This is a genomic window from Symploca atlantica LB2515, from assembly GCF_052546295.1.
This window is the reverse complement of record NZ_JBQWMT010000001.1, coordinates 4,155,149-4,175,278: the sequence shown is the minus strand read 5'-3', so window position 1 is coordinate 4,175,278 and position 20,130 is coordinate 4,155,149. Positions and strand designations below refer to the sequence as shown.

General features: G+C 41.8%; 13 protein-coding genes, 1 pseudogene and 3 CRISPR repeat arrays. Of the genes and pseudogenes, 6 read left to right on the top strand and 8 right to left on the bottom strand.

Going from position 1 to position 20,130, the window contains the following annotated elements; genetic code table 11:
* Positions 1-374 precede the first annotated feature (374 nt).
* Together ACT7WV_RS17415 and ACT7WV_RS17410 are read left to right on the top strand one after the other, a co-directional pair.
* Complete coding sequence (locus ACT7WV_RS17415) at positions 375-1,493, top strand: AI-2E family transporter (RefSeq protein WP_445104087.1); 1,119 nt, start codon at positions 375-377, stop codon at positions 1,491-1,493.
* 103 nt (positions 1,494-1,596) lie between these two features.
* Entirely contained in the window at positions 1,597-3,303 is a 1,707-nt protein-coding gene (locus ACT7WV_RS17410; protein ID WP_445104086.1) for a mechanosensitive ion channel family protein, read from the top strand.
* 140 nt (positions 3,304-3,443) lie between these two features.
* On the opposite strand, the gene ACT7WV_RS17405 is transcribed toward ACT7WV_RS17410, so the two are convergent.
* Entirely contained in the window at positions 3,444-4,256 is an 813-nt protein-coding gene (locus tag ACT7WV_RS17405) for an RNA-guided endonuclease InsQ/TnpB family protein (protein WP_445105678.1), read from the bottom strand.
* 32 nt (positions 4,257-4,288) lie between these two features.
* Here ACT7WV_RS17405 and ACT7WV_RS17400 point away from each other — a divergent pair, with 32 nt between their 5' ends.
* Positions 4,289-5,188, top strand: a complete 900-nt coding sequence (locus ACT7WV_RS17400) for a transposase family protein (RefSeq protein WP_445104085.1) — start codon at positions 4,289-4,291, stop codon at positions 5,186-5,188.
* Positions 5,189-5,260: 72 nt separating this feature from the next.
* On the opposite strand, the gene ACT7WV_RS17395 is transcribed toward ACT7WV_RS17400, so the two are convergent.
* Positions 5,261-5,812: a helix-turn-helix domain-containing protein gene (locus ACT7WV_RS17395; protein WP_445104084.1), complete on the bottom strand. Its 552-nt coding sequence runs from the start codon at positions 5,810-5,812 to the stop codon at positions 5,261-5,263.
* 14 nt (positions 5,813-5,826) lie between these two features.
* Between ACT7WV_RS17395 and tnpA the strand changes: the two are divergent.
* Positions 5,827-6,120 (top strand): annotated as a pseudogene (gene tnpA, locus ACT7WV_RS17390) (IS200/IS605 family transposase); the annotation flags it as partial.
* 42 nt (positions 6,121-6,162) lie between these two features.
* A CRISPR array of direct repeats spans positions 6,163-7,945; the repeat unit is 37 nt; unit sequence CTTTCAATTACTCTTAATCCCTATCAGGGATTGAAAT.
* Between the two features lie 80 nt (positions 7,946-8,025).
* Here tnpA and ACT7WV_RS17385 read toward each other — a convergent pair.
* Positions 8,026-9,291, bottom strand: coding sequence for an IS701 family transposase (locus ACT7WV_RS17385; RefSeq protein ID WP_445101297.1), 1,266 nt, complete (start codon positions 9,289-9,291; stop codon positions 8,026-8,028).
* Positions 9,292-9,418: 127 nt separating this feature from the next.
* Positions 9,419-11,281: direct repeats of the CRISPR family, unit length 37 nt; unit sequence CTTTCAATTACTCTTAATCCCTATCAGGGATTGAAAT.
* Positions 11,282-11,436: 155 nt separating this feature from the next.
* On the opposite strand from ACT7WV_RS17385, the gene ACT7WV_RS17380 reads away from it, so the two are divergent.
* Complete coding sequence (locus ACT7WV_RS17380) at positions 11,437-12,678, top strand: IS701 family transposase (protein ID WP_445101212.1); 1,242 nt, start codon at positions 11,437-11,439, stop codon at positions 12,676-12,678.
* A gap of 75 nt (positions 12,679-12,753) precedes the next feature.
* Positions 12,754-14,013: a CRISPR direct-repeat array (repeat unit 37 nt; unit sequence CTTTCAATTACTCTTAATCCCTATCAGGGATTGAAAC).
* 47 nt (positions 14,014-14,060) lie between these two features.
* Here ACT7WV_RS17380 and ACT7WV_RS17375 read toward each other — a convergent pair.
* From ACT7WV_RS17375 to ACT7WV_RS17360, 4 genes are all read right to left on the bottom strand, one after another.
* A complete protein-coding gene (locus ACT7WV_RS17375) occupies positions 14,061-14,792 on the bottom strand; it encodes a hypothetical protein (protein WP_445104083.1) in 732 nt (243 codons plus the stop codon).
* 24 nt (positions 14,793-14,816) lie between these two features.
* Entirely contained in the window at positions 14,817-15,692 is an 876-nt protein-coding gene (locus ACT7WV_RS17370) for a hypothetical protein (RefSeq protein WP_463424181.1), read from the bottom strand.
* The gene (locus ACT7WV_RS17365) at positions 15,692-17,041 is read right to left on the bottom strand and encodes a hypothetical protein (RefSeq protein ID WP_445104081.1); all 1,350 of its coding nucleotides are present in this window, start codon (positions 17,039-17,041) and stop codon (positions 15,692-15,694) included. The genes ACT7WV_RS17370 and ACT7WV_RS17365 overlap by 1 nt, the downstream gene beginning before the upstream one ends.
* A 78-nt stretch (positions 17,042-17,119) precedes the next feature.
* Positions 17,120-17,557 (bottom strand): hypothetical protein, encoded by a 438-nt coding sequence (locus ACT7WV_RS17360; RefSeq protein ID WP_445104080.1) that lies wholly within the window; start codon positions 17,555-17,557, stop codon positions 17,120-17,122.
* A 427-nt stretch (positions 17,558-17,984) separates the two neighbouring features.
* On the opposite strand from ACT7WV_RS17360, the gene ACT7WV_RS17355 reads away from it, so the two are divergent.
* Positions 17,985-19,226: an IS701 family transposase gene (locus ACT7WV_RS17355; RefSeq protein WP_445101212.1), complete on the top strand. Its 1,242-nt coding sequence runs from the start codon at positions 17,985-17,987 to the stop codon at positions 19,224-19,226.
* Between the two features lie 37 nt (positions 19,227-19,263).
* Here the strand turns inward: ACT7WV_RS17355 and ACT7WV_RS17350 are convergent, their stop codons facing one another.
* Entirely contained in the window at positions 19,264-19,866 is a 603-nt protein-coding gene (locus ACT7WV_RS17350; RefSeq protein WP_445104079.1) for a nucleoside triphosphate pyrophosphatase, read from the bottom strand.
* Positions 19,867-20,130 lie beyond the last annotated feature (264 nt).

Genomic DNA, 20,130 nt, shown 5'->3' with positions numbered 1-20,130 from the left:
CGCAAGCAAACTGATATGCTAATCATTGACTGCTAACTTGCTCTAATTGTCATTGAAATTAAATCAGTAAGTATTGATCAGATTCTGACAACCAGTGGTCATCCCCGGAAATTGCCAAACTGCTACGCCGCTAGCAGTAATTCCTATGAGCAAGCAGATGATTAACTATTTGCTTGGAACGATTCCTCGGTCACTGGGTTTTGATTTCCTCCAGTTGCATGACCAAAGTATATAACCGAGTAGTTGACCAAATAATAGTACATTTGGGCTATCGAACCCAGCAAGCCATGGGTCTAAATTATTGGTGTAATGCAAATACCAGAGCTTTGCTGCGCCTCGCGATAGACTATTGACAAGCGGTTTGATGGAAAAATATGTCTAAGCAGCGCGTCAATAATTTTTTATCCAACCTGGCGCTGATTGTCGCCACAGGCTTGTTGCTGGTGCTGCTATGGCAACTGCGGAGTTTGCTACTCATACTGATGATTGCAGTAGTGCTGGCGGCCACTTTAGCGCCAACTATCGATGCTGCTGAAAAGCTAGGAGTACCACGCTGGCTAGCAGTTGTTCTAGTATATTTGGGCTTACTTGCTGGTTTAATTGGGGTAGGTGTCTTAATTGGTCCAACGGTGGCTGAGCAAATTCAGCGCCTGTTTCGCAGGTTACCAGCTTACTTAGAGGTTTTAGAATCGGTGGTGGATGATTGGGCAATGCGCCTAGGCATCACTGAACCATTTATTAGTCAGCTATTTGATACTCAGACTCTGACAAATTGGGCAATTCGTTCTAGCCAGCAGCTAGTAGTACGCTCTTATGGAGTAACACGGGGTATCCTCGGCGTTGCTATTAGCCTAGTTTTGGTGATTTTCTTTTCCGGCTACATGCTTTCTGGTTCCCGGAGACTAATTAAGGGATTTGTGAGTTTATTTCCTAAACCCTGGGATGAACGTTTGGCGGCGCAAGTGAAGCCGATGAGTAAGCGAATGGGAGGTTACATTCAGGGACGAGTGGTGGTTTCTGGAATTTTAGCCATGGCAATTACCGTTGGTTTAGGATTTCTAGGACTTTCAGAGTTTGCTCTTGGCTTAGGAGTGATTGCTGGTGCAACTAACTTGATTCCCTTTTTAGGGCCAGTTTTGGGGGCAATTCCGGCTTTAATAGTGGCAATTGCTCAAGGAGGATGGAGTTTCTTGTGGGTTTTACTGTTATTCGTAGTTATCCAGAATGTAGAAACCTACGTTCTTGATCCCTTACTAGTTGGTCCCCAGGTGAGAGTTCATCCTTTTTATCAGTTATCAGCAGTGATTGGCGGTACTCAAGTTTTGGGAATTATTGGTGCTTTAATTGTGCCTCCCTGGGTCGCTGGTGCTGCTGTTTTGCTAGAAAATCTTTACTTAAAACCAAAAGCGCTAGCAGAACAACAAACAACTGCGATCGCTTCTGTCTCAACAGAGGAAGAAAAAGCAGCCAATACCCTTTCAATTAAGCGCTAGTCTTGTCAGAATAGTCGTTGTTAGTAACTCTAGGCAATAGCTGAGAGTCTGGGTAATTAGTGTGAGGATTACTAGTACTCCATCTGGTACTTAATATTTATCTATGAATCCCTTTTTTTCTCGCTTCAAATCTTTCCTGATTAAAATTGCCCAGATTGTTTTTGTGGTGTTTGCCGTCGGTAGTCTTGTATCAACTTCACTCAATATAACGACACCCCCAAAACTCACCGCACCCGTGATCCTCGATGGACGTCCACTATTTGAAGTGAGTCAGTCTCGATACAGTGCTCAAAAACGAGCAAATGATGCCAATCGTGTCCTCAAAGAAGAAATTCTAACCAGTGAGCCACCTATAAGAGTAGAGATTGATCAGGGCAAAGATCTGCCGGTAATTTTGGTCGATGGTAAATATTTGCTTTCTGTTACTTCCTCTGATGCTCCAGCCGGTTTAACCGTTGAAGAGCAAGCCCAAAATTGGGCAGAACAGTTACGACAAGCTATCGCCCAGGCGCAGCGCGAGCGTACTGGAGCATATCTGAGCCGAGCAGCACTAATTACTATTGGCTACCTCTTGCTGGCATTTAGCGCTAGCTATGGACTAGAGTGGCTGTGGTATCGCTGGCTCGAACCGCTCTTATATCTGCGCTTGGTGTCTTCTCAGAATTTTCAAAATACCCACCAAAGGCGCAGTGCTGAAGTTGGAACAAAGATTCTTTTGACATTAGCTCGTGGGGTAATCTGGCTGCTGTCGCTGATTTTTATCTCTCGCCTGTTTCCCCAAACGCGGGAATTGAGCCGCAAGGTGAGTGAACTCTTACAAAGCAGTGCCAATCTTTTAAAAATTAGTTTAACTTCTGGGCTGGTTCCTTTAGGCGGCAAATCTTATTCTGTTCTAGATTTATTAATTTTAATTGGTCTATTTGTCAGTCTGGTATTTATAGCTAGAACCCTGAGGAGATTATTGCGATCACGGGTTTTGAGTTTAACAGGTTTGAATCGCTCTGCCCAAGAAACAATTTCCCAGATTGCTAACTATACCTTTATTTTCATCGGCACAATTGTTGTTTTACAGTTATGGGGACTAGACATCAGTTCTCTTGCTGTTTTTGCCAGTGTTTTGGGTGTTGGGATTGGCTTAGGTTTGCAGGGAATTGCTAAAGAATTTGTCAGTGGTTTGGTGCTGATTTTTGAGCGTCCAATTCAGATTGGGGATTTTGTTAATGTAGGGGATTTAATGGGAACGGTGGAGCGTATCGGGGTTCGGAGTACAGAAATTCGTACTCTTGATGATATCTCAATTATTATTCCCAATTCTCGCTTTCTGGAAGCAGAAGTTATTAATTGGACTCATCAAAGTCCAGTGTCGAGAATACAAGTACCTGTAGGTGTGGCTTATGGGTCAAATTTGAATGCGGTAAGAGCAGCTTTAATTGATGCGGCTAAAGAACATTCGGAAGTGCTTGCTCAACCTGCGCCCCAAGTGTTTTTTAAGGGTTTTGGTGATAGTTCCCTGGATTTTGATTTATTAGTTTGGATTGCTCAACCTTATAAGCAGTTCCGTATTAAGAGTGACCTCTATTTTCGCATTGAGACGATGTTACGCGATCGCGAAATAGAAATTCCTTTTCCTCAGCGAGATTTACATGTTCGTTCTGGCAATTTGCCTGTGGAAATTTCCCCTGAGCTTGTGGAGTCAATTTCTGTGTTATCTCAGAGTCTGGCTAAGTGGCTGGAAATACAGTCAAATATTAGCAGTCGAGATAGCGCGGCTAATGGTAAGCCAGATCAGGAGCAGTCGAGTAAGTATTGATAGTGTGACATACTCCCCTCCCAAATCAAAGATTATGGAAGGGGCTTCTAAAAGAGAGAGAGTTGAACCCAGTCTCCATCTAGAGGTTCGCGCTTCTCAGGCTGGGTATTCCCTAAGCCTCCGCACGCAGCGCCAGTTGCTCAACTTGGGGAGACCCCAAGACCGCACTGGCTTGGCAAGATGAGTCCCACCTCGCTTAATGCCCGGGTCAAGATGTTGCGACTCGCATTTTCGTCACGGTATAAGACACAGTTGCACTTCGGGCATTGGTGAGTGCGAACAGATAAAGTCTTAGGGACATTCGTGCCACAGCCAGAGCATTTTTGAGAAGTACCATGAGGATTTACTTTAACAACTCGGACACCGCATTTTACTGCCACTGCCTCCAAGATGTTGATAAATTGTCCCCAGGCTGCATCCAAAATTGATTTAGCAAGTTTAGTTCTGGCTAAGCCTCGAATATTTAAATCTTCGACGGCAATTAAGTCATACTTCCTAACCAGTTGGTGAGCAATTCGATAGTGAAAATCCTGTCGTTGTCTCCTGATATGTTGATGAATTCTAGCAATGAAGTTTTGCTGTGATTCATGACGATTACTGCCTTTTTGCTTACGACTGAGCTTTTTTTGTTGTCTAGCTAAATGTTTTTGAGCTTTGCGGTAATACTGGGGGATAGCGACAGTTTCACCATCGGAAGTCGTTAAAAACTTGTTAAGCCCAACATCGACACCAGTAGCAGTTTTAACTGTATCTAAAGGTTTAGTGGTTGGCACTGTCTCGTCTTCTATGCTGATTGAGCAGTACCAACCGTCAGCCTTCTTGACTATTGTGCAAGTCTTAAGACTAAACCCTTCCGGTATTTGACGATGTACGACAACAGGAATCTCGCCAATCCTGGAGAGCTTCAGTAGATATCTCCGGAATATAAACAGAGCGTGGGATAATAGCGACAAATGCAAAAAGTCAATCGCTCGTACGGAGTGTTATGGGTGCAATTTTAGAAGCCATCGAAAATAACCCCAAGGAGATTAAGCGCTTGCTTGGCATCGACCAAGAGCAATTTCGACAACTGATAGCTAAAACCGAGTTGCTGCATAAACAGAAGCAGGAGGAAATTGAGATAAAGAAGCTTCGAGTCAATAAAAAAGGGGGCGGAAAAAAACCTAAGTTATCTCAAAAAGAGCAAATTCTCTTGACTTTAATATACTTACGACATTCCCCAACATTTCAGTTGCTAGGTATCCAGTTTGGAGTCAGCGAAACTACGGCGAATGATATCTTCCACTATTGGCTACCAATCATCAGTGAAGCTCTCCCACCAACATTGATAGAACAAGTAAAAAAGTGCGAGGGAGATTATGAATGGTTACAGGAACTTTTAAGTGAACTCCAGCTAATAGTAGATACTTCAGAACAAGTTAGAGAGAGACCTGGAGGCTACCTAGAGCCAAAACAGTTCTACTCAGGGAAGAAGAAAACTCATACCATGAAAAATCAATTTATTGTCTTGCCAGATGGAAAGGATATCGTAGATATTCTCCCCGGAGTACCAGGACCTAAAAGCGACATAAATTTGTTGAGAGAACGCTTTCGACAATTTGCCCCTAAGCAAAAATTTGGTGGAGACAAAGCCTATCAAGGAGAGGCACAGGTGACAACTCCATGCAAAAAACCTAAAGGTGGACAGTTAACTGATGAACAAAAACAACAGAATAGAGAGTTTTCTCAACAGCGAATTTTTGTAGAACACGTTATTCGTCTTATCAAAATATTTAACGTAGCCCGCGAGAGATTCCGTTTGAATTGTCTTAATTACAAGCCAGTAATCCTGGCTATTTGCGGATTAGTCAGACTCCGAATTAAGGCTTTAATTCTATCCTGTTAAAGTTCAGGTAGTAAAGGTGTTAAATGAGTTAATGGGGTGGCTATTTACAGAACAGAATTTAACAGCAACTACCTAAAAGCCTGATTTTGACGTTAAAACTGACTGGGTTGGCAGGTCTCGTTTAATCCTGGAAAAGCCAGTACCAGACGGGCATTGGGAGTTTTCGGAGATGTCTAGTACTCCATTGTTAAGGTTGGCTCCAGCTTTCGGGCAATTAATTCGAGGAAAGGTAAAAGACCTTAGCTGATCAGCCTTCTTAAACTTAGGTCGTCCGCCACGTTTCCCTGCCTTGTCTGGTTTTAGCCACCGTCCCCAAGCTGCGTCTAAACGCTTCAGGTTCTGTTGCTGAACATCATGATAAATACTCCGGTACTCAGGAAAAAGTTCTTTGGTTTGCTTGAGCAGACCTGCCTGGAAGTTGTAGTTAGGAAATCTTTCGGGTATTTGCCCTATTGGTTCACTAACGAGAGAACACCTATTTACCTGGGAACGAGTGCGTCGCAGATAATCATACCTTTGTCCTAGCGACCAATTCCAGTGCCGACGCAGCCTTTCCAACCAAAAGAGCATGGTCGCTTCTTGGCCTGGTGTTGGCTTGATTCGGTACTGGTAAATAATTATCATTAACCAAACATATCATGCTTACCCCTATGTGCAAAACCCTAAGCGGCGGAACTGTTTATGACCTTACAATACACTTAGTCCTAGTAACCAAGTACCGCTACAAAGCAATAAACCGTCCCATGCTGGAACGGCTTAAGGTTATTTTTCAAGATACTTGTTTGAAGTGGGAGTGTGAACTTGTTGAATTTAGCGGGGAATCCGACCATGTACACTTAGTGGTTGGCTATCACCCTAAAATATCCCTTGATAAGTTTGTGGGCAATCTCAAGACTGTTTCTAGTCGCTTAATTAGGAAAGAGTTCACTGATCACGTTGAGAGACAAGGCTGCAAGACTGTCTCTGACCAATGCCTTTCAATTACTCTTAATCCCTATCAGGGATTGAAATAAGAAGCGGAAGACTTTAAGCGTTTTTTGGTTCGCTTTCAATTACTCTTAATCCCTATCAGGGATTGAAATCTCATTTGTCCATAAGGTCGAGTAGAAGCTGATAGCTTTCAATTACTCTTAATCCCTATCAGGGATTGAAATCAGATGATTGAGCACCCACCCTGACCAAAAATTCTTTCAATTACTCTTAATCCCTATCAGGGATTGAAATAATGACTCAGGCTCATATCAGGAATTTATCTTCCTTTCAATTACTCTTAATCCCTATCAGGGATTGAAATAATGTGACCAAAGAGGATAGGATAGCTGGAAACACTTTCAATTACTCTTAATCCCTATCAGGGATTGAAATTAAGAGATATACTAACACTTGCCCCACTGCATGTTTCCAGACTTTCAATTACTCTTAATCCCTATCAGGGATTGAAATCTCGGCTGCTGTGCCAGCAAGGAAAAAATTGGGCCTTTCAATTACTCTTAATCCCTCTCAGGGATTGAAATCTTTAAGGCGCTGGGAAGTGGAGCGAGTAAGACTTTCAATTACTCTTAATCCCTATCAGGGATTGAAATTTCAGCCAAACGCCTTAATACTCCACCTGGAGGGTTTCCTACTTTCAATTACTCTTAATCCCTATCAGGGATTGAAATTCATGGTGCTGCCAGCCGCTCTTTAGCGGTTTCTCTTTCAATTACTCTTAATCCCTATCAGGGATTGAAATGGTGCGCCTTTTGCGCTTGACCCGGTGGGCGTACAGCTCTATACTTTCAATTACTCTTAATCCCTATCAGGGATTGAAATTCTACGGGATTATCCTCGTAATCGCACGAAATAAACTTTCAATTACTCTTAATCCCTATCAGGGATTGAAATATCAATGCTTACCTTTTTATCGAGTAGCGCGGCTAGGTACTTTCAATTACTCTTAATCCCTATCAGGGATTGAAATACATCCTAGCATTACTCAGCCGAAATGGCCTCAAGCTTTCAATTACTCTTAATCCCTATCAGGGATTGAAATATGAGGGATCTCAATAAAGACGGGCTAAGGACGCGCTTTCAATTACTCTTAATCCCTATCAGGGATTGAAATCCAAGTAGCCAAGGACAAGCCTTCTCAAATTGTGCTACTTTCAATTACTCTTAATCCCTATCAGGGATTGAAATTTTTTTGCTTTCCTTCAATTATCAAAGCGATCGCCTCTTTCAATTACTCTTAATCCCTATCAGGGATTGAAATATTATCAGACTTACTAAGATTAGAGGGATTTAATACCTTTCAATTACTCTTAATCCCTATCAGGGATTGAAATTTTTTATTAAATATCTTGACATCTAATAAAAACCCTTTCAATTACTCTTAATCCCTATCAGGGATTGAAATTTAAAGGCAGCAGTGCTGACTTTAGCAATAGAGGTCTTTCAATTACTCTTAATCCCTATCAGGGATTGAAATATCTTCTTTGTCAAAAGCGTCTACTTGAACTGACTTTCAATTACTCTTAATCCCTATCAGGGATTGAAATATTTAAGAAGGATTTTTGCTGCCTACCCCTCAACTTTCAATTACTCTTAATCCCTATCAGGGATTGAAATGAGCCAGAACCCACTAACCCAACCCCAAACCCAGCTTTCAATTACTCTTAATCCCTATCAGGGATTGAAATTTACTTTGAGAGAGGTAACACTGCATGGTGGATTGGTGGGAACTTTCAATTACTCTTAATCCCTATCAGGGATTGAAATGTGAGCAATGAACCAGTGCCCACAAAGATCCTTTCTCGACTTTCAATTACTCTTAATCCCTATTGGGACTTAGACAGATTTCAAGCCCAAACAAAGCCCAAAGCAGCTTTGTGAGCAAAGAATACGTCCCGATTGTGGTTCAACCACTCCATAAAACGGAAAGACATCGCTGTCCGAAACGCCTCTAATGCTTCAGTAAAGGTGTTTAAAGGTTTCGATGCCCAACGCCGTCTTAATCCTCCGGTTAAAGTGTGCCATAAAATAAATGTATAGGCACAAAACACAAGCATGAAATGTCTTATCAGGCTTCTATAATCTCTGACTTGATATTCAGATAAACCCAACCAGCCTTTGGCTTCCCGATAGAAAACTTCTACCCAATTTCTTTGAGAGTAGGTAGTTACTATCCAATCGGCTGTGGCTTTTGTTGATTCAACATTGGTAATAAAATAGTCAACATCACTAGCTTGGTCGAAGGTTGAGGCATTCATGACGATAGCAATTGTTCTCTTTCCTTCAAGCTGTGAGAGTTCAACTTCTACAGGAGCCACCCAAACGGTTTTCAGTTTATCTAGATTGATTTGAACAGGGGTAAAATCTTTTGGCGACAAGGATTCGGCTAACTTATCTAGGCGAATCTCTTCTCGTTGACTTATCCCTATTTCAATTATCACCTTACGGTTTTTGGCTAATCCTCCTATATACTTGAGTTTCCTTTTTTCCAGTTCCAGCAAAAACGTTGTGTTATTTCCATACCCAGCATCAATTAATACGATACCCGGTCGATATCCTCTGTTCATGCTGCGGTCAATTAATGCTAAGCCTAACTCCGGCTTTTTCTGGAATTCAATATCTTTTTTTCCTTCAGCTAAAGAACTAGCGTGTTGAGATAACTCTATATCTAACGGTAGGCTTTTTTTCCCATCATATAGATGAGTTGTTACCACTACTATTCCGTTGTCTGTCTTCCCGATTTCTCCAATGTACTGTCGTCCTACTCCCGCCGTGAAATTGCCACTTTTCCTATGTCCTGAGTCATCTACAATTAACGTGAATCCTCTACTTATTCGGGTTGGGCTACACTGATTCATCACCAGTAGACGCCGCTCATTTACCTGTTGAGCATTCCAGGGGGCTTCCGTTAAAAAATGATGTAATCGGTGGTAAGTCACTCCCACCGCGTTATCCGCCATTTGAGACAGGTTTTTTCCTTCACTTTCCCCTAATAATCCCCCAATATAGTTCCTAAACTCCCTTTTTTGCGCTTGATGTCTCCAGACATCATCAAAGCGTTTGCACCATCTATCGAAGCAAGGAGGCATGGCGGCGGGGGTTGTCTCTTTCATGTCTTACACTCTAATGTCAAATGGCTGCCATGCCTAAATTATACCTTTATTAACTCTTTATTTTCGTTTAAGTCCCGCTATCAGGGATTGAAATCCGGCGGCAAACCCCAACCACTAATGGGGCGGGCTTTCAATTACTCTTAATCCCTATCAGGGATTGAAATTAGAGCCTATGTTCCAACTAGTCTCCATAACCTTCTTTCAATTACTCTTAATCCCTATCAGGGATTGAAATGCTTACTTTGATTTGGCTAAATACCTATCATTCATCTTTCAATTACTCTTAATCCCTATCAGGGATTGAAATAGGCGAATTCAGTAGAAACCAGGAAGCGCGGTTTCTTTCAATTACTCTTAATCCCTATCAGGGATTGAAATACTCTGCTGGTTGACCTGAGAAAACCAGGTTAGGGCAGCAATACTTTCAATTACTCTTAATCCCTATCAGGGATTGAAATTTCTTAGGAATGAGCTTTTCCCTAAGCCTTGATCCTTTCAATTACTCTTAATCCCTATCAGGGATTGAAATATTTTGTGATTGCCTATGAAGTGATCGAGGTTCCCTTTCAATTACTCTTAATCCCTCTCAGGGATTGAAATACCAAAGGCAGTCGAAACTGCTTTTTTTGCGAAAACTTTCAATTACTCTTAATCCCTATCAGGGATTGAAATCAGTCGACCCAGTAACTAGAATTAATCATTTCCTTTCTCCTTTCAATTACTCTTAATCCCTATCAGGGATTGAAATTGTGCGGAGCCGCTCTGCATAAGCGGCTCGCACTGTTTCTTCTTTCAATTACTCTTAATCCCTATCAGGGATTGAAATCTATTGCTTTTTGCTTCACTGAAAGAATTGATAGCAAAACAAAACCTTTCAATTACTCTTAATCCCTATCAGGGATTGAAATTTCGATCGCGAAGTATTTAGGCTGTATTTGCTCGACTTTCAATTACTCTTAATCCCTATCAGGGATTGAAATCGTGCCACCAGGCCCGATTAATTCCAGATAGCATCTTTCAATTACTCTTAATCCCTATCAGGGATTGAAATATCCCACTTCTCATCAGAGAGGCTGGGGATGGGAATCTTTCAATTACTCTTAATCCCTATCAGGGATTGAAATATTATACTGATAGCTTCTCTCTAGTGGATAAAAGAAGACTTTCAATTACTCTTAATCCCTATCAGGGATTGAAACAATTCCAGTCCCAAATGGAAGCTCGGTTTTCTCCTTTCAATTACTCTTAATCCCTATCAGGGATTGAAACTTCCACTCTTCACCTCAAAATAAAGACTGCTGCCTTTCAATTACTCTTAATCCCTATCAGGGATTGAAACATTTGAAATAGCTTGGCGGTACTAAGTAAGCTACCCTTTCAATTACTCTTAATCCCTATCAGGGATTGAAACGGCAAATCCCTCCGACCAAGCTTATCTGCATTGACTTTCAATTACTCTTAATCCCTATCAGGGATTGAAACCTTTCACCTTGAGGTCTACTGTGTTGATATCTCCCTTTCAATTACTCTTAATCCCTATCAGGGATTGAAACTCAAAGATGCCAGTGGCTCAACGGATAACCTAGTCTTTCAATTACTCTTAATCCCTATCAGGGATTGAAACCATTGAGATTTTTTTTAGTTTCGGGTAACTGCCGCTTTCAATTACTCTTAATCCCTATCAGGGATTGAAACTGCCGGTAAGAATAGCTAAAGGACCAATTTTGATAGCTGCTGCCCTCCTTTCAATTACTCTTAATCCCTATCAGGGATTGAAACAAGTTATTCAGCGCAAACATCATAGATACAGATGCTTTCAATTACTCTTAATCCCTATCAGGGATTGAAACTTATTAATTCAAATTTAATCTCCTCGCAGCAACTTTCAATTACTCTTAATCCCTATCAGGGATTGAAACTAACCTCAGAAATTGGGCGATAAGCGGCTACTGGCTTTCAATTACTCTTAATCCCTATCAGGGATTGAAACGGTAGTTAACTCAGTGGCTTCCTCTGGTAGTGCTGGTCTTTCAATTACTCTTAACGGGACTTAAACGAAAATAAAGAGTTAATAAAGGTATAATTTAGGCATGGCAGCCATTTGACATTAGAGTGTAAGACAGGAAAGAGACAACCCCCGCCGCCATGCCTCCTTGCTTCGATAGATGGTGCAAACGCTTTGATGATGTCTGGAGACATCAAGCGCAAAAAAGGGAGTTTAGGAACTATATTGGGGGATTATTAGGGGAAAGTGAAGGAAAAAACCTGTCTCAAATGGCGGATAACGCGGTGGGAGTGACTTACCACCGATTACATCATTTTTTAACGGAAGCCCCCTGGAATGCTCAACAGGTAAATGAGCGGCGTCTACTGGTGATGAATCAGTGTAGCCCAACCCGAATAAGTAGAGGATTCACGTTAATTGTAGATGACTCAGGACATAGGAAAAGTGGCAATTTCACGGCGGGAGTAGGACGACAGTACATTGGAGAAATCGGGAAGACAGACAACGGAATAGTAGTGGTAACAACTCATCTATATGATGGGAAAAAAAGCCTACCGTTAGATATAGAGTTATCTCAACACGCTAGTTCTTTAGCTGAAGGAAAAAAAGATATTGAATTCCAGAAAAAGCCGGAGTTAGGCTTAGCATTAATTGACCGCAGCATGAACAGAGGATATCGACCGGGTATCGTATTAATTGATGCTGGGTATGGAAATAACACAACGTTTTTGCTGGAACTGGAAAAAAGGAAACTCAAGTATATAGGAGGATTAGCCAAAAACCGTAAGGTGATAATTGAAATAGGGATAAGTCAACGAGAAGAGATTCGCCTAGATAAGTTAGCCGAATCCTTGTCGCCAAAAGATTTTACCCCTGTTCAAATCAATCTAGATAAACTGAAAACCGTTTGGGTGGCTCCTGTAGAAGTTGAACTCTCACAGCTTGAAGGAAAGAGAACAATTGCTATCGTCATGAATGCCTCAACCTTCGACCAAGCTAGTGATGTTGACTATTTTATTACCAATGTTGAATCAACAAAAGCCACAGCCGATTGGATAGTAACTACCTACTCTCAAAGAAATTGGGTAGAAGTTTTCTATCGGGAAGCCAAAGGCTGGTTGGGTTTATCTGAATATCAAGTCAGAGATTATAGAAGCCTGATAAGACATTTCATGCTTGTGTTTTGTGCCTATACATTTATTTTATGGCACACTTTAACCGGAGGATTAAGACGGCGTTGGGCATCGAAACCTTTAAACACCTTTACTGAAGCATTAGAGGCGTTTCGGACAGCGATGTCTTTCCGTTTTATGGAGTGGTTGAACCACAATCGGGACGTATTCTTTGCTCACAAAGCTGCTTTGGGCTTTGTTTGGGCTTGAAATCTGTCTAAGTCCCATTAATCCCTATCAGGGATTGAAACTGACTCAATGACCACATTTGAGCTTCAGCAAGCTCTTTCAATTACTCTTAATCCCTATCAGGGATTGAAACGGCTGATATGGGCGGCGGCTAGTAATTCTTTTTCCTTTCAATTACTCTTAATCCCTATCAGGGATTGAAACGACATAGTACAGGCACATTCAGCCCTATAAACTTTCAATTACTCTTAATCCCTATCAGGGATTGAAACTTTATATCCTTCTCTCTGTACTAGAAGTAAAAGAGCTTTCAATTACTCTTAATCCCTATCAGGGATTGAAACGGCAAGAACTCCGCCGGGTGCTTGGTGATCAATAAACTTTCAATTACTCTTAATCCCTATCAGGGATTGAAACAGCAAGCTGCTTACGAGGGGATAACAGTAGCGGCTTTCAATTACTCTTAATCCCTATCAGGGATTGAAACGTGATTTAGCCCACTCATCGAGAAAGCCGGGAACCTCTCTTTCAATTACTCTTAATCCCTATCAGGGATTGAAACAAGTACACCCTTTATAGAGCTGTGCTCAGGGAAATTACGGTCTTTCAATTACTCTTAATCCCTATCAGGGATTGAAACCATACGATGAAACATCCAGAGTTGTGGCGCAAGACTTTCAATTACTCTTAATCCCTATCAGGGATTGAAACCTGCGAGATTCTGTGTTCGCTTATCGCTTTCTCCTTTCAATTACTCTTAATCCCTATCAGGGATTGAAACTAGCGATGGGTGGTGATAGGGGATTAGAATCTTGCCTCCTTTCAATTACTCTTAATCCCTATCAGGGATTGAAACTTTATCTGAAGTTTGAGCCATGGTGTCATCGAAACTTTCAATTACTCTTAATCCCTATCAGGGATTGAAACAAGCTGCCCGCTGGGGTACATGCCCTCGATGCCGATTCTTTCAATTACTCTTAATCCCTATCAGGGATTGAAACTGAAACTCCGAAGTCCTAGCCGCGCTATTCCAGTTGTCTTTCAATTACTCTTAATCCCTATCAGGGATTGAAACAAATCTACCGTGATTCTAAGTGGCTGAAACTAAGCTTTCAATTACTCTTAATCCCTATCAGGGATTGAAACTCTTAATCTCATTTGCAAATCCGCTTCAGAAGCTTTCAATTACTCTTAATCCCTATCAGGGATTGAAACCCCCTTCTACACGTACCAAATATATGCACCCGTCTTTCAATTACTCTTAATCCCTATCAGGGATTGAAACTTTGCAATTTTAGCGAAAATATTCATGAGTTTTGCTTTCAATTACTCTTAATCCCTATCAGGGATTGAAATAGGAGTATTTAATAACCTGTAAGAAAAATATTTACTTTCAAAGCATACTAACCCAACCAAGTCATAATATCCTTAGCAATCTTCCTTTGCCGTGACTTAGTTGAAAGTAAACCCGATAATAAACGACGCAAAACCCAGCTACGAATAGTCGGCAAAAACAAAATTAAGAGGCGTTTAAAACCCACCTGCAAGAACCACGACATGGGTACTGCTGCCAAAAACATCCAGGGATTTTCAATAATCTCCTGCCAGTTAGGAATCATACTTCCTACTACAACCAGCAAAGATAGCACCCAAGAAAGCAGATTTAACTTAAGGAAAGCTCCCATACGAAGCCTACCCAAAAGTTGATCAATCAGCCAGTAATGAGCACTAGCAAGCTGACGACAAAAATCAGCATTCTCTAAACACTCGTCCTTAATTTGGTGAATTATATCTCCATCAAGAGCAACAAAACTCCGCATCAGTGCCGTTTGGGAAACCTGGTCATTATAGTAGGTTAAAAATATCAATCCAGACTGTAAGCGATTTTCACAACCAACGAGAGCGTAATAACGGAAATCTGCTAACAATTGGCGAGAAATTTCCAAACTGCGATCGCCATTTTGTGCTTGTTGAATTTCTTGAAGAGCTTCTTGATCTAAGTAAAAATGAACACCATGAAACAGTACAAGAAAGCGACTAACTCTTTCTTGATCAACCTTGATGTACCGCTCTAAATTCAAACCGTCTTGAGAATAAGCTTTTTGAGAGTGCTTTTGGTAAAAATGACGCCCCACAGCAGTAACACCCTATTTGTGCCCTTATTTATCTGACGAATTCCAAGGTAATATACCCTGAAAAGAACGACTATTCAACGATGCCTGCACCAAATTTATAATAAACTGCAACAGCCCCCGCCATTGTCTTTCGCCAGAAGTAACACCCTCTCTATGAAGCTGTAAAATCATCTCTCGATGAGGATGGTCAAAAATTTCTTGAGAGTAACGATTGATCACATCACCATCTAATTGAACTATCGTCTGAGCATAGATAATATCAGTCTTCACCGCCTTTTGAATAACTTCTGTTGGCACAAACTCTGGTTGCTCCGACTGCTTCTTGTGCAGTGCTTTATTGCGATGATCTAATGCTGCTTTTAGTTCACTCATTTTACGCAAACTGCGTAAAAAATGGCAGTTATTCAAAAGTTTTTTTGCCCTGAGAATTTCCTCTGGGTTAGTAGGTCGAATTGGGTCTGGCAATCGCGTTTGAATCTCACCCATTTCTACTGTGGAATCAGTGAGAATTTGGTTATCGTTACTAACAGCATTAAGAACGTTTGGATCATAAAATTCTGAGGTGGGGTCACTCAGCATCAATGTATACTCTAGTTCCAAATTTTTGCGTAAACCCATATATTGATCACAAAGAGACTGGTGAACTTTCTCTTGCTCCAAGTATGCAGTTGATACTGAATAAATATCTCGGTAGGCTTCCCAGGCAATAAACTTTTCTCCAGTAATTTGCTCGACAATCATTGTGTTGACTTCTAGTGCCGTGATGTCGATTAAGACATCTCCCAAAGATTGGACAAAGTCCCTAAAACTTTGCCCCACATTAGAAATAACGGGTTTACTATCAAGATTGACGATCTCAGTAGCTTCTGTTCTCTTGCGGTTTTGTATAGTCACAGCCATCAACCCTCTTGTTGTTCATTATTCTGCTTAGGAAAGAGACCTGAAGACGACGGGGGTGGTGGTGGCTGTCTTCGTTGCTCAGCAGCCTTGGCTGAAGTATCCGAGTCATTCTCAGGCGAAGCCAGTAAGTCTTTTTTTTGAGTAGAAGCTTTGCTTTCAGACTCCTCAACAGAAGGTTCATTTCCCTCTGAAGACCTCAAGAACGTCTCCCCCTGGCTGGAAGGATTACTCTCATCATTTATTGCTGAATCTGTTTGAATCTGCTGTGATTGAGACGATTCAATACTAGCTTCTAGATCTGCATCCAGATCCAGGTTATCTGAAGAGGGGAGAAATTCTTCATTATCAAAATCATCCCAGTCTTCATCACCTGCCAAATCCGGTGCCAAATTATCAAAACTTGTTTCTGCGGTAAGGGTTTCGGATTCTTCAAAGAAGTAATCCCACTCATCATCTTCTAGATTTAATGATGACTCGTTAACTACTTCTGCATCCACCGGAGGATCTGGTTCTTCAACTAACCAGTCTTCCCAATCATCCTCATCTTCTTCGTGGAGAAACTCTACCGGTGAGGGAGTGCTGGATTGGGGTTGTTGGTTACCTGCTATAGCTAATGGAACTGAGTCTTCCCAGTCCTCATCTTCCTCCAACTCAGAACTCTCTAACCTTGATTGTGACTCAAAGTACAAAGACTCTAGCAAATCTGAGACGCCATCATCCCACTCATCCTGATCCTGCTCAGTTTCCCAATCTACGGCTTCTGAACTATCTGCCGTTGTTGCTCCCAAAGAGGCGTCTGTAACTGATGGCGGCGGTAACCCTGGAGTAACGTAATCTTCAAAAACCGTTTTTGTATCAGCGACAGTATCAGCAGGCGTTACCTCTGGAAGTTCCCTGACAGATTCAGTGACAGTTGGTTCCTGGGTGGGTGGCGATAGCTGCTCTTTAACCTCAACTTTCTCAGGCTCAATAACTAGAGTAGTCGGTGTTTGGCCACGCATTTCCAGCCAAACCTCGAAAATCCTTTGCAAACTTTCAAGGTTTTCCTGAATAATCCTAGTACCTTGAGTCACCTGATCAAGATGAAATTCTCTAAGTTCCCTATAGGGGCTATTGCCTAAAAACTGGTCACCGATCTCGTTTTCAATATCTCCGTCAAGAGTATTGATGTGAGTGTATAGGCGATGACCGGGTTTTACCTGCTCTAGTTTACCTGCCTCGGTAGCATCCGCACCTGAAGATACCCACGTAGTAACTCGCAAATTAACCGCTTCACTCAGTGCTAAGGCAAAGGCTGCTGCAATGTTACCTTCCTGAAGCTGTTTTCTGAAGTCGTCGCTGAGCGCCATAAGATTATTTCCACTAAATTCGGGCGGTTCGCAGACAAAAAAGGTGCAAAAATTTTCGGACTTCCTTCAACTTTATTTTTAGGGCAAATTGTCTTGGCTAGACGGAGGAAGCACCGGATTCCCACTCTCAAGTTGACGTGACTCCTGGGGTAACTGATTCATGGTTTTAGTCAGGACACTGAAAAGCTGTTGCAAGTTTTCCAGATTTTGTTGGATAATCTGACGTCCTTCTTGAACCTGATCCAGATGAAATTGCCGCAGTTCAGTGTAAAGACCATTACCAATGAACTGAGAGCCAATTTCGTTTTCAATGTCACCATCTACGATATTAAGACGAGTACGCATTCGGCAATCGGCATGGGGTTGTTCTGCCTCAGCTGAAGTCTGAGCGTAGGATTTATTTGAAGACACCCAGGTAGTAATTTCTAGCTCAATGGCTTCGCTCAACGCTAAAGTCAGGGCATCAACAATCTTTCCTGCCTTGAGTTTCTCTTTGAAGTCGTCGCTTATTGACATAAGAATAAGATTTCCCAAAGCTTTTGCAGTTAGCTCAAGATTAGACCAGAAGTGTTCTGCATGTAGCAAACACCAACCCAAACTTAACAAATTTCTGAACCATACTAGAGTAGCTCTTCATACTGAGTTGTGCTCTAATGTAGTGGTTACGGGAGATGAGGGGGGTAAGGGAGACCAGGGAGACAAGGAAGCAAGGGGCAGAAAGTAATATCCACAAATATCCACGTTAGCGTTAGCTGTAGGCAGGCGTGGCTTAGTGAGTCAGTTGATCTGTAGAAGCTGACCTAACTTTTGATCTGTAGAAGCTGACCTAACTTAGCATCTAACGGGACTTAAACGAAAATAAAGAGTTAATAAAGGTATAATTTAGGCATGGCAGCCATTTGACATTAGAGTGTAAGACAGGAAAGAGACAACCCCCGCCGCCATGCCTCCTTGCTTCGATAGATGGTGCAAACGCTTTGATGATGTCTGGAGACATCAAGCGCAAAAAAGGGAGTTTAGGAACTATATTGGGGGATTATTAGGGGAAAGTGAAGGAAAAAACCTGTCTCAAATGGCGGATAACGCGGTGGGAGTGACTTACCACCGATTACATCATTTTTTAACGGAAGCCCCCTGGAATGCTCAACAGGTAAATGAGCGGCGTCTACTGGTGATGAATCAGTGTAGCCCAACCCGAATAAGTAGAGGATTCACGTTAATTGTAGATGACTCAGGACATAGGAAAAGTGGCAATTTCACGGCGGGAGTAGGACGACAGTACATTGGAGAAATCGGGAAGACAGACAACGGAATAGTAGTGGTAACAACTCATCTATATGATGGGAAAAAAAGCCTACCGTTAGATATAGAGTTATCTCAACACGCTAGTTCTTTAGCTGAAGGAAAAAAAGATATTGAATTCCAGAAAAAGCCGGAGTTAGGCTTAGCATTAATTGACCGCAGCATGAACAGAGGATATCGACCGGGTATCGTATTAATTGATGCTGGGTATGGAAATAACACAACGTTTTTGCTGGAACTGGAAAAAAGGAAACTCAAGTATATAGGAGGATTAGCCAAAAACCGTAAGGTGATAATTGAAATAGGGATAAGTCAACGAGAAGAGATTCGCCTAGATAAGTTAGCCGAATCCTTGTCGCCAAAAGATTTTACCCCTGTTCAAATCAATCTAGATAAACTGAAAACCGTTTGGGTGGCTCCTGTAGAAGTTGAACTCTCACAGCTTGAAGGAAAGAGAACAATTGCTATCGTCATGAATGCCTCAACCTTCGACCAAGCTAGTGATGTTGACTATTTTATTACCAATGTTGAATCAACAAAAGCCACAGCCGATTGGATAGTAACTACCTACTCTCAAAGAAATTGGGTAGAAGTTTTCTATCGGGAAGCCAAAGGCTGGTTGGGTTTATCTGAATATCAAGTCAGAGATTATAGAAGCCTGATAAGACATTTCATGCTTGTGTTTTGTGCCTATACATTTATTTTATGGCACACTTTAACCGGAGGATTAAGACGGCGTTGGGCATCGAAACCTTTAAACACCTTTACTGAAGCATTAGAGGCGTTTCGGACAGCGATGTCTTTCCGTTTTATGGAGTGGTTGAACCACAATCGGGACGTATTCTTTGCTCACAAAGCTGCTTTGGGCTTTGTTTGGGCTTGAAATCTGTCTAAGTCCCATTAATAACAACCTGCAACTTTTAACCTTTGACCTGACCTTGCCAAAAGTCAGTAGCATCATATCCTAGTTCTCCCAGCATCTGACGCAAGAGTGGCATACTCAGACCAATGACGTTACTGTGACAACCTTCGATTTTTTCTATAAAAAGTCCTCCAAAACCTTCTAGAGCAAAACAACCAGCACATTTGAGGGGTTCACCAGTGGCAACGTAGGCGACGATTTCGTGATCGCTTACATCGGCAAAGTGAACTCGCGTAACACCGCACGCCACTAGGGTTTTGTCCTCAGATAAGTCCATTAAGGCATGACCTGTGTAGAGAATACCTACACTACCTCGCATTTGTTGCCAACGCGCGATCGCTTCTTGTTCACTAGCTGGTTTCCCTTGAATCTCTCCTGCTGTCAATAGAACTGAATCACAGCCCAAAACTAGGGCATTGCTAAATTTCCCAGCAACCGTCTCGGCTTTGCGCTGAGCCAGAGTTTGCACTAAATCGAGGGGCTCGCTTAGCTGCACTTGAGATTCATCGAAGTTACTTTGACAAACCACTGGATCGATCCCAGCATTTTGCAACAAACGTTTACGAGCTGGAGAAGCAGAGGCTAATACAAAAGTTGGCATACTTTGGTCAGTTAGAGATTTAGCCACGGACTTGCGTTTTTTTGGAGATTTGGTAAATTAATAATTCAGTGTTATGCTACCCTTTTTGCGGCTTTTTTAGAGCAAAACTAAGCAATATTTGGCTAAAAGCTGAGTGTTTTTCTGAAATTTACTGCCATTTTTCGGGCTGTGTCGGTTGGAGAAAAAACTGTTAGACCACAAAGCTTTTAAGCCAGATCACCCCCACAATGGTTCATAATTCCACAATCCGTTTTCCCTTGGCTG

What these genes read in the sequence shown, in the direction of transcription:
- ACT7WV_RS17355 (WP_445101212.1), top strand. Translation starts at nt 17,985, where the DNA reads ATGCCTCCTTGCTTCGATAGATGGTGCAAACGCTTTGATGATGTCTGG.
- ACT7WV_RS17415 (WP_445104087.1), top strand. Translation starts at nt 375, where the DNA reads ATGTCTAAGCAGCGCGTCAATAATTTTTTATCCAACCTGGCGCTGATT.
- ACT7WV_RS17365 (WP_445104081.1), bottom strand. Translation starts at nt 17,041, where the DNA reads ATGGCGCTCAGCGACGACTTCAGAAAACAGCTTCAGGAAGGTAACATT.
- ACT7WV_RS17395 (WP_445104084.1), bottom strand. Translation starts at nt 5,812, where the DNA reads ATGATAATTATTTACCAGTACCGAATCAAGCCAACACCAGGCCAAGAA.
- ACT7WV_RS17370 (WP_463424181.1), bottom strand. Translation starts at nt 15,692, where the DNA reads ATGGCTGTGACTATACAAAACCGCAAGAGAACAGAAGCTACTGAGATC.
- ACT7WV_RS17360 (WP_445104080.1), bottom strand. Translation starts at nt 17,557, where the DNA reads ATGTCAATAAGCGACGACTTCAAAGAGAAACTCAAGGCAGGAAAGATT.
- ACT7WV_RS17385 (WP_445101297.1), bottom strand. Translation starts at nt 9,291, where the DNA reads ATGAAAGAGACAACCCCCGCCGCCATGCCTCCTTGCTTCGATAGATGG.
- ACT7WV_RS17350 (WP_445104079.1), bottom strand. Translation starts at nt 19,866, where the DNA reads ATGCCAACTTTTGTATTAGCCTCTGCTTCTCCAGCTCGTAAACGTTTG.
- ACT7WV_RS17410 (WP_445104086.1), top strand. Translation starts at nt 1,597, where the DNA reads ATGAATCCCTTTTTTTCTCGCTTCAAATCTTTCCTGATTAAAATTGCC.
- ACT7WV_RS17380 (WP_445101212.1), top strand. Translation starts at nt 11,437, where the DNA reads ATGCCTCCTTGCTTCGATAGATGGTGCAAACGCTTTGATGATGTCTGG.
- ACT7WV_RS17400 (WP_445104085.1), top strand. Translation starts at nt 4,289, where the DNA reads ATGGGTGCAATTTTAGAAGCCATCGAAAATAACCCCAAGGAGATTAAG.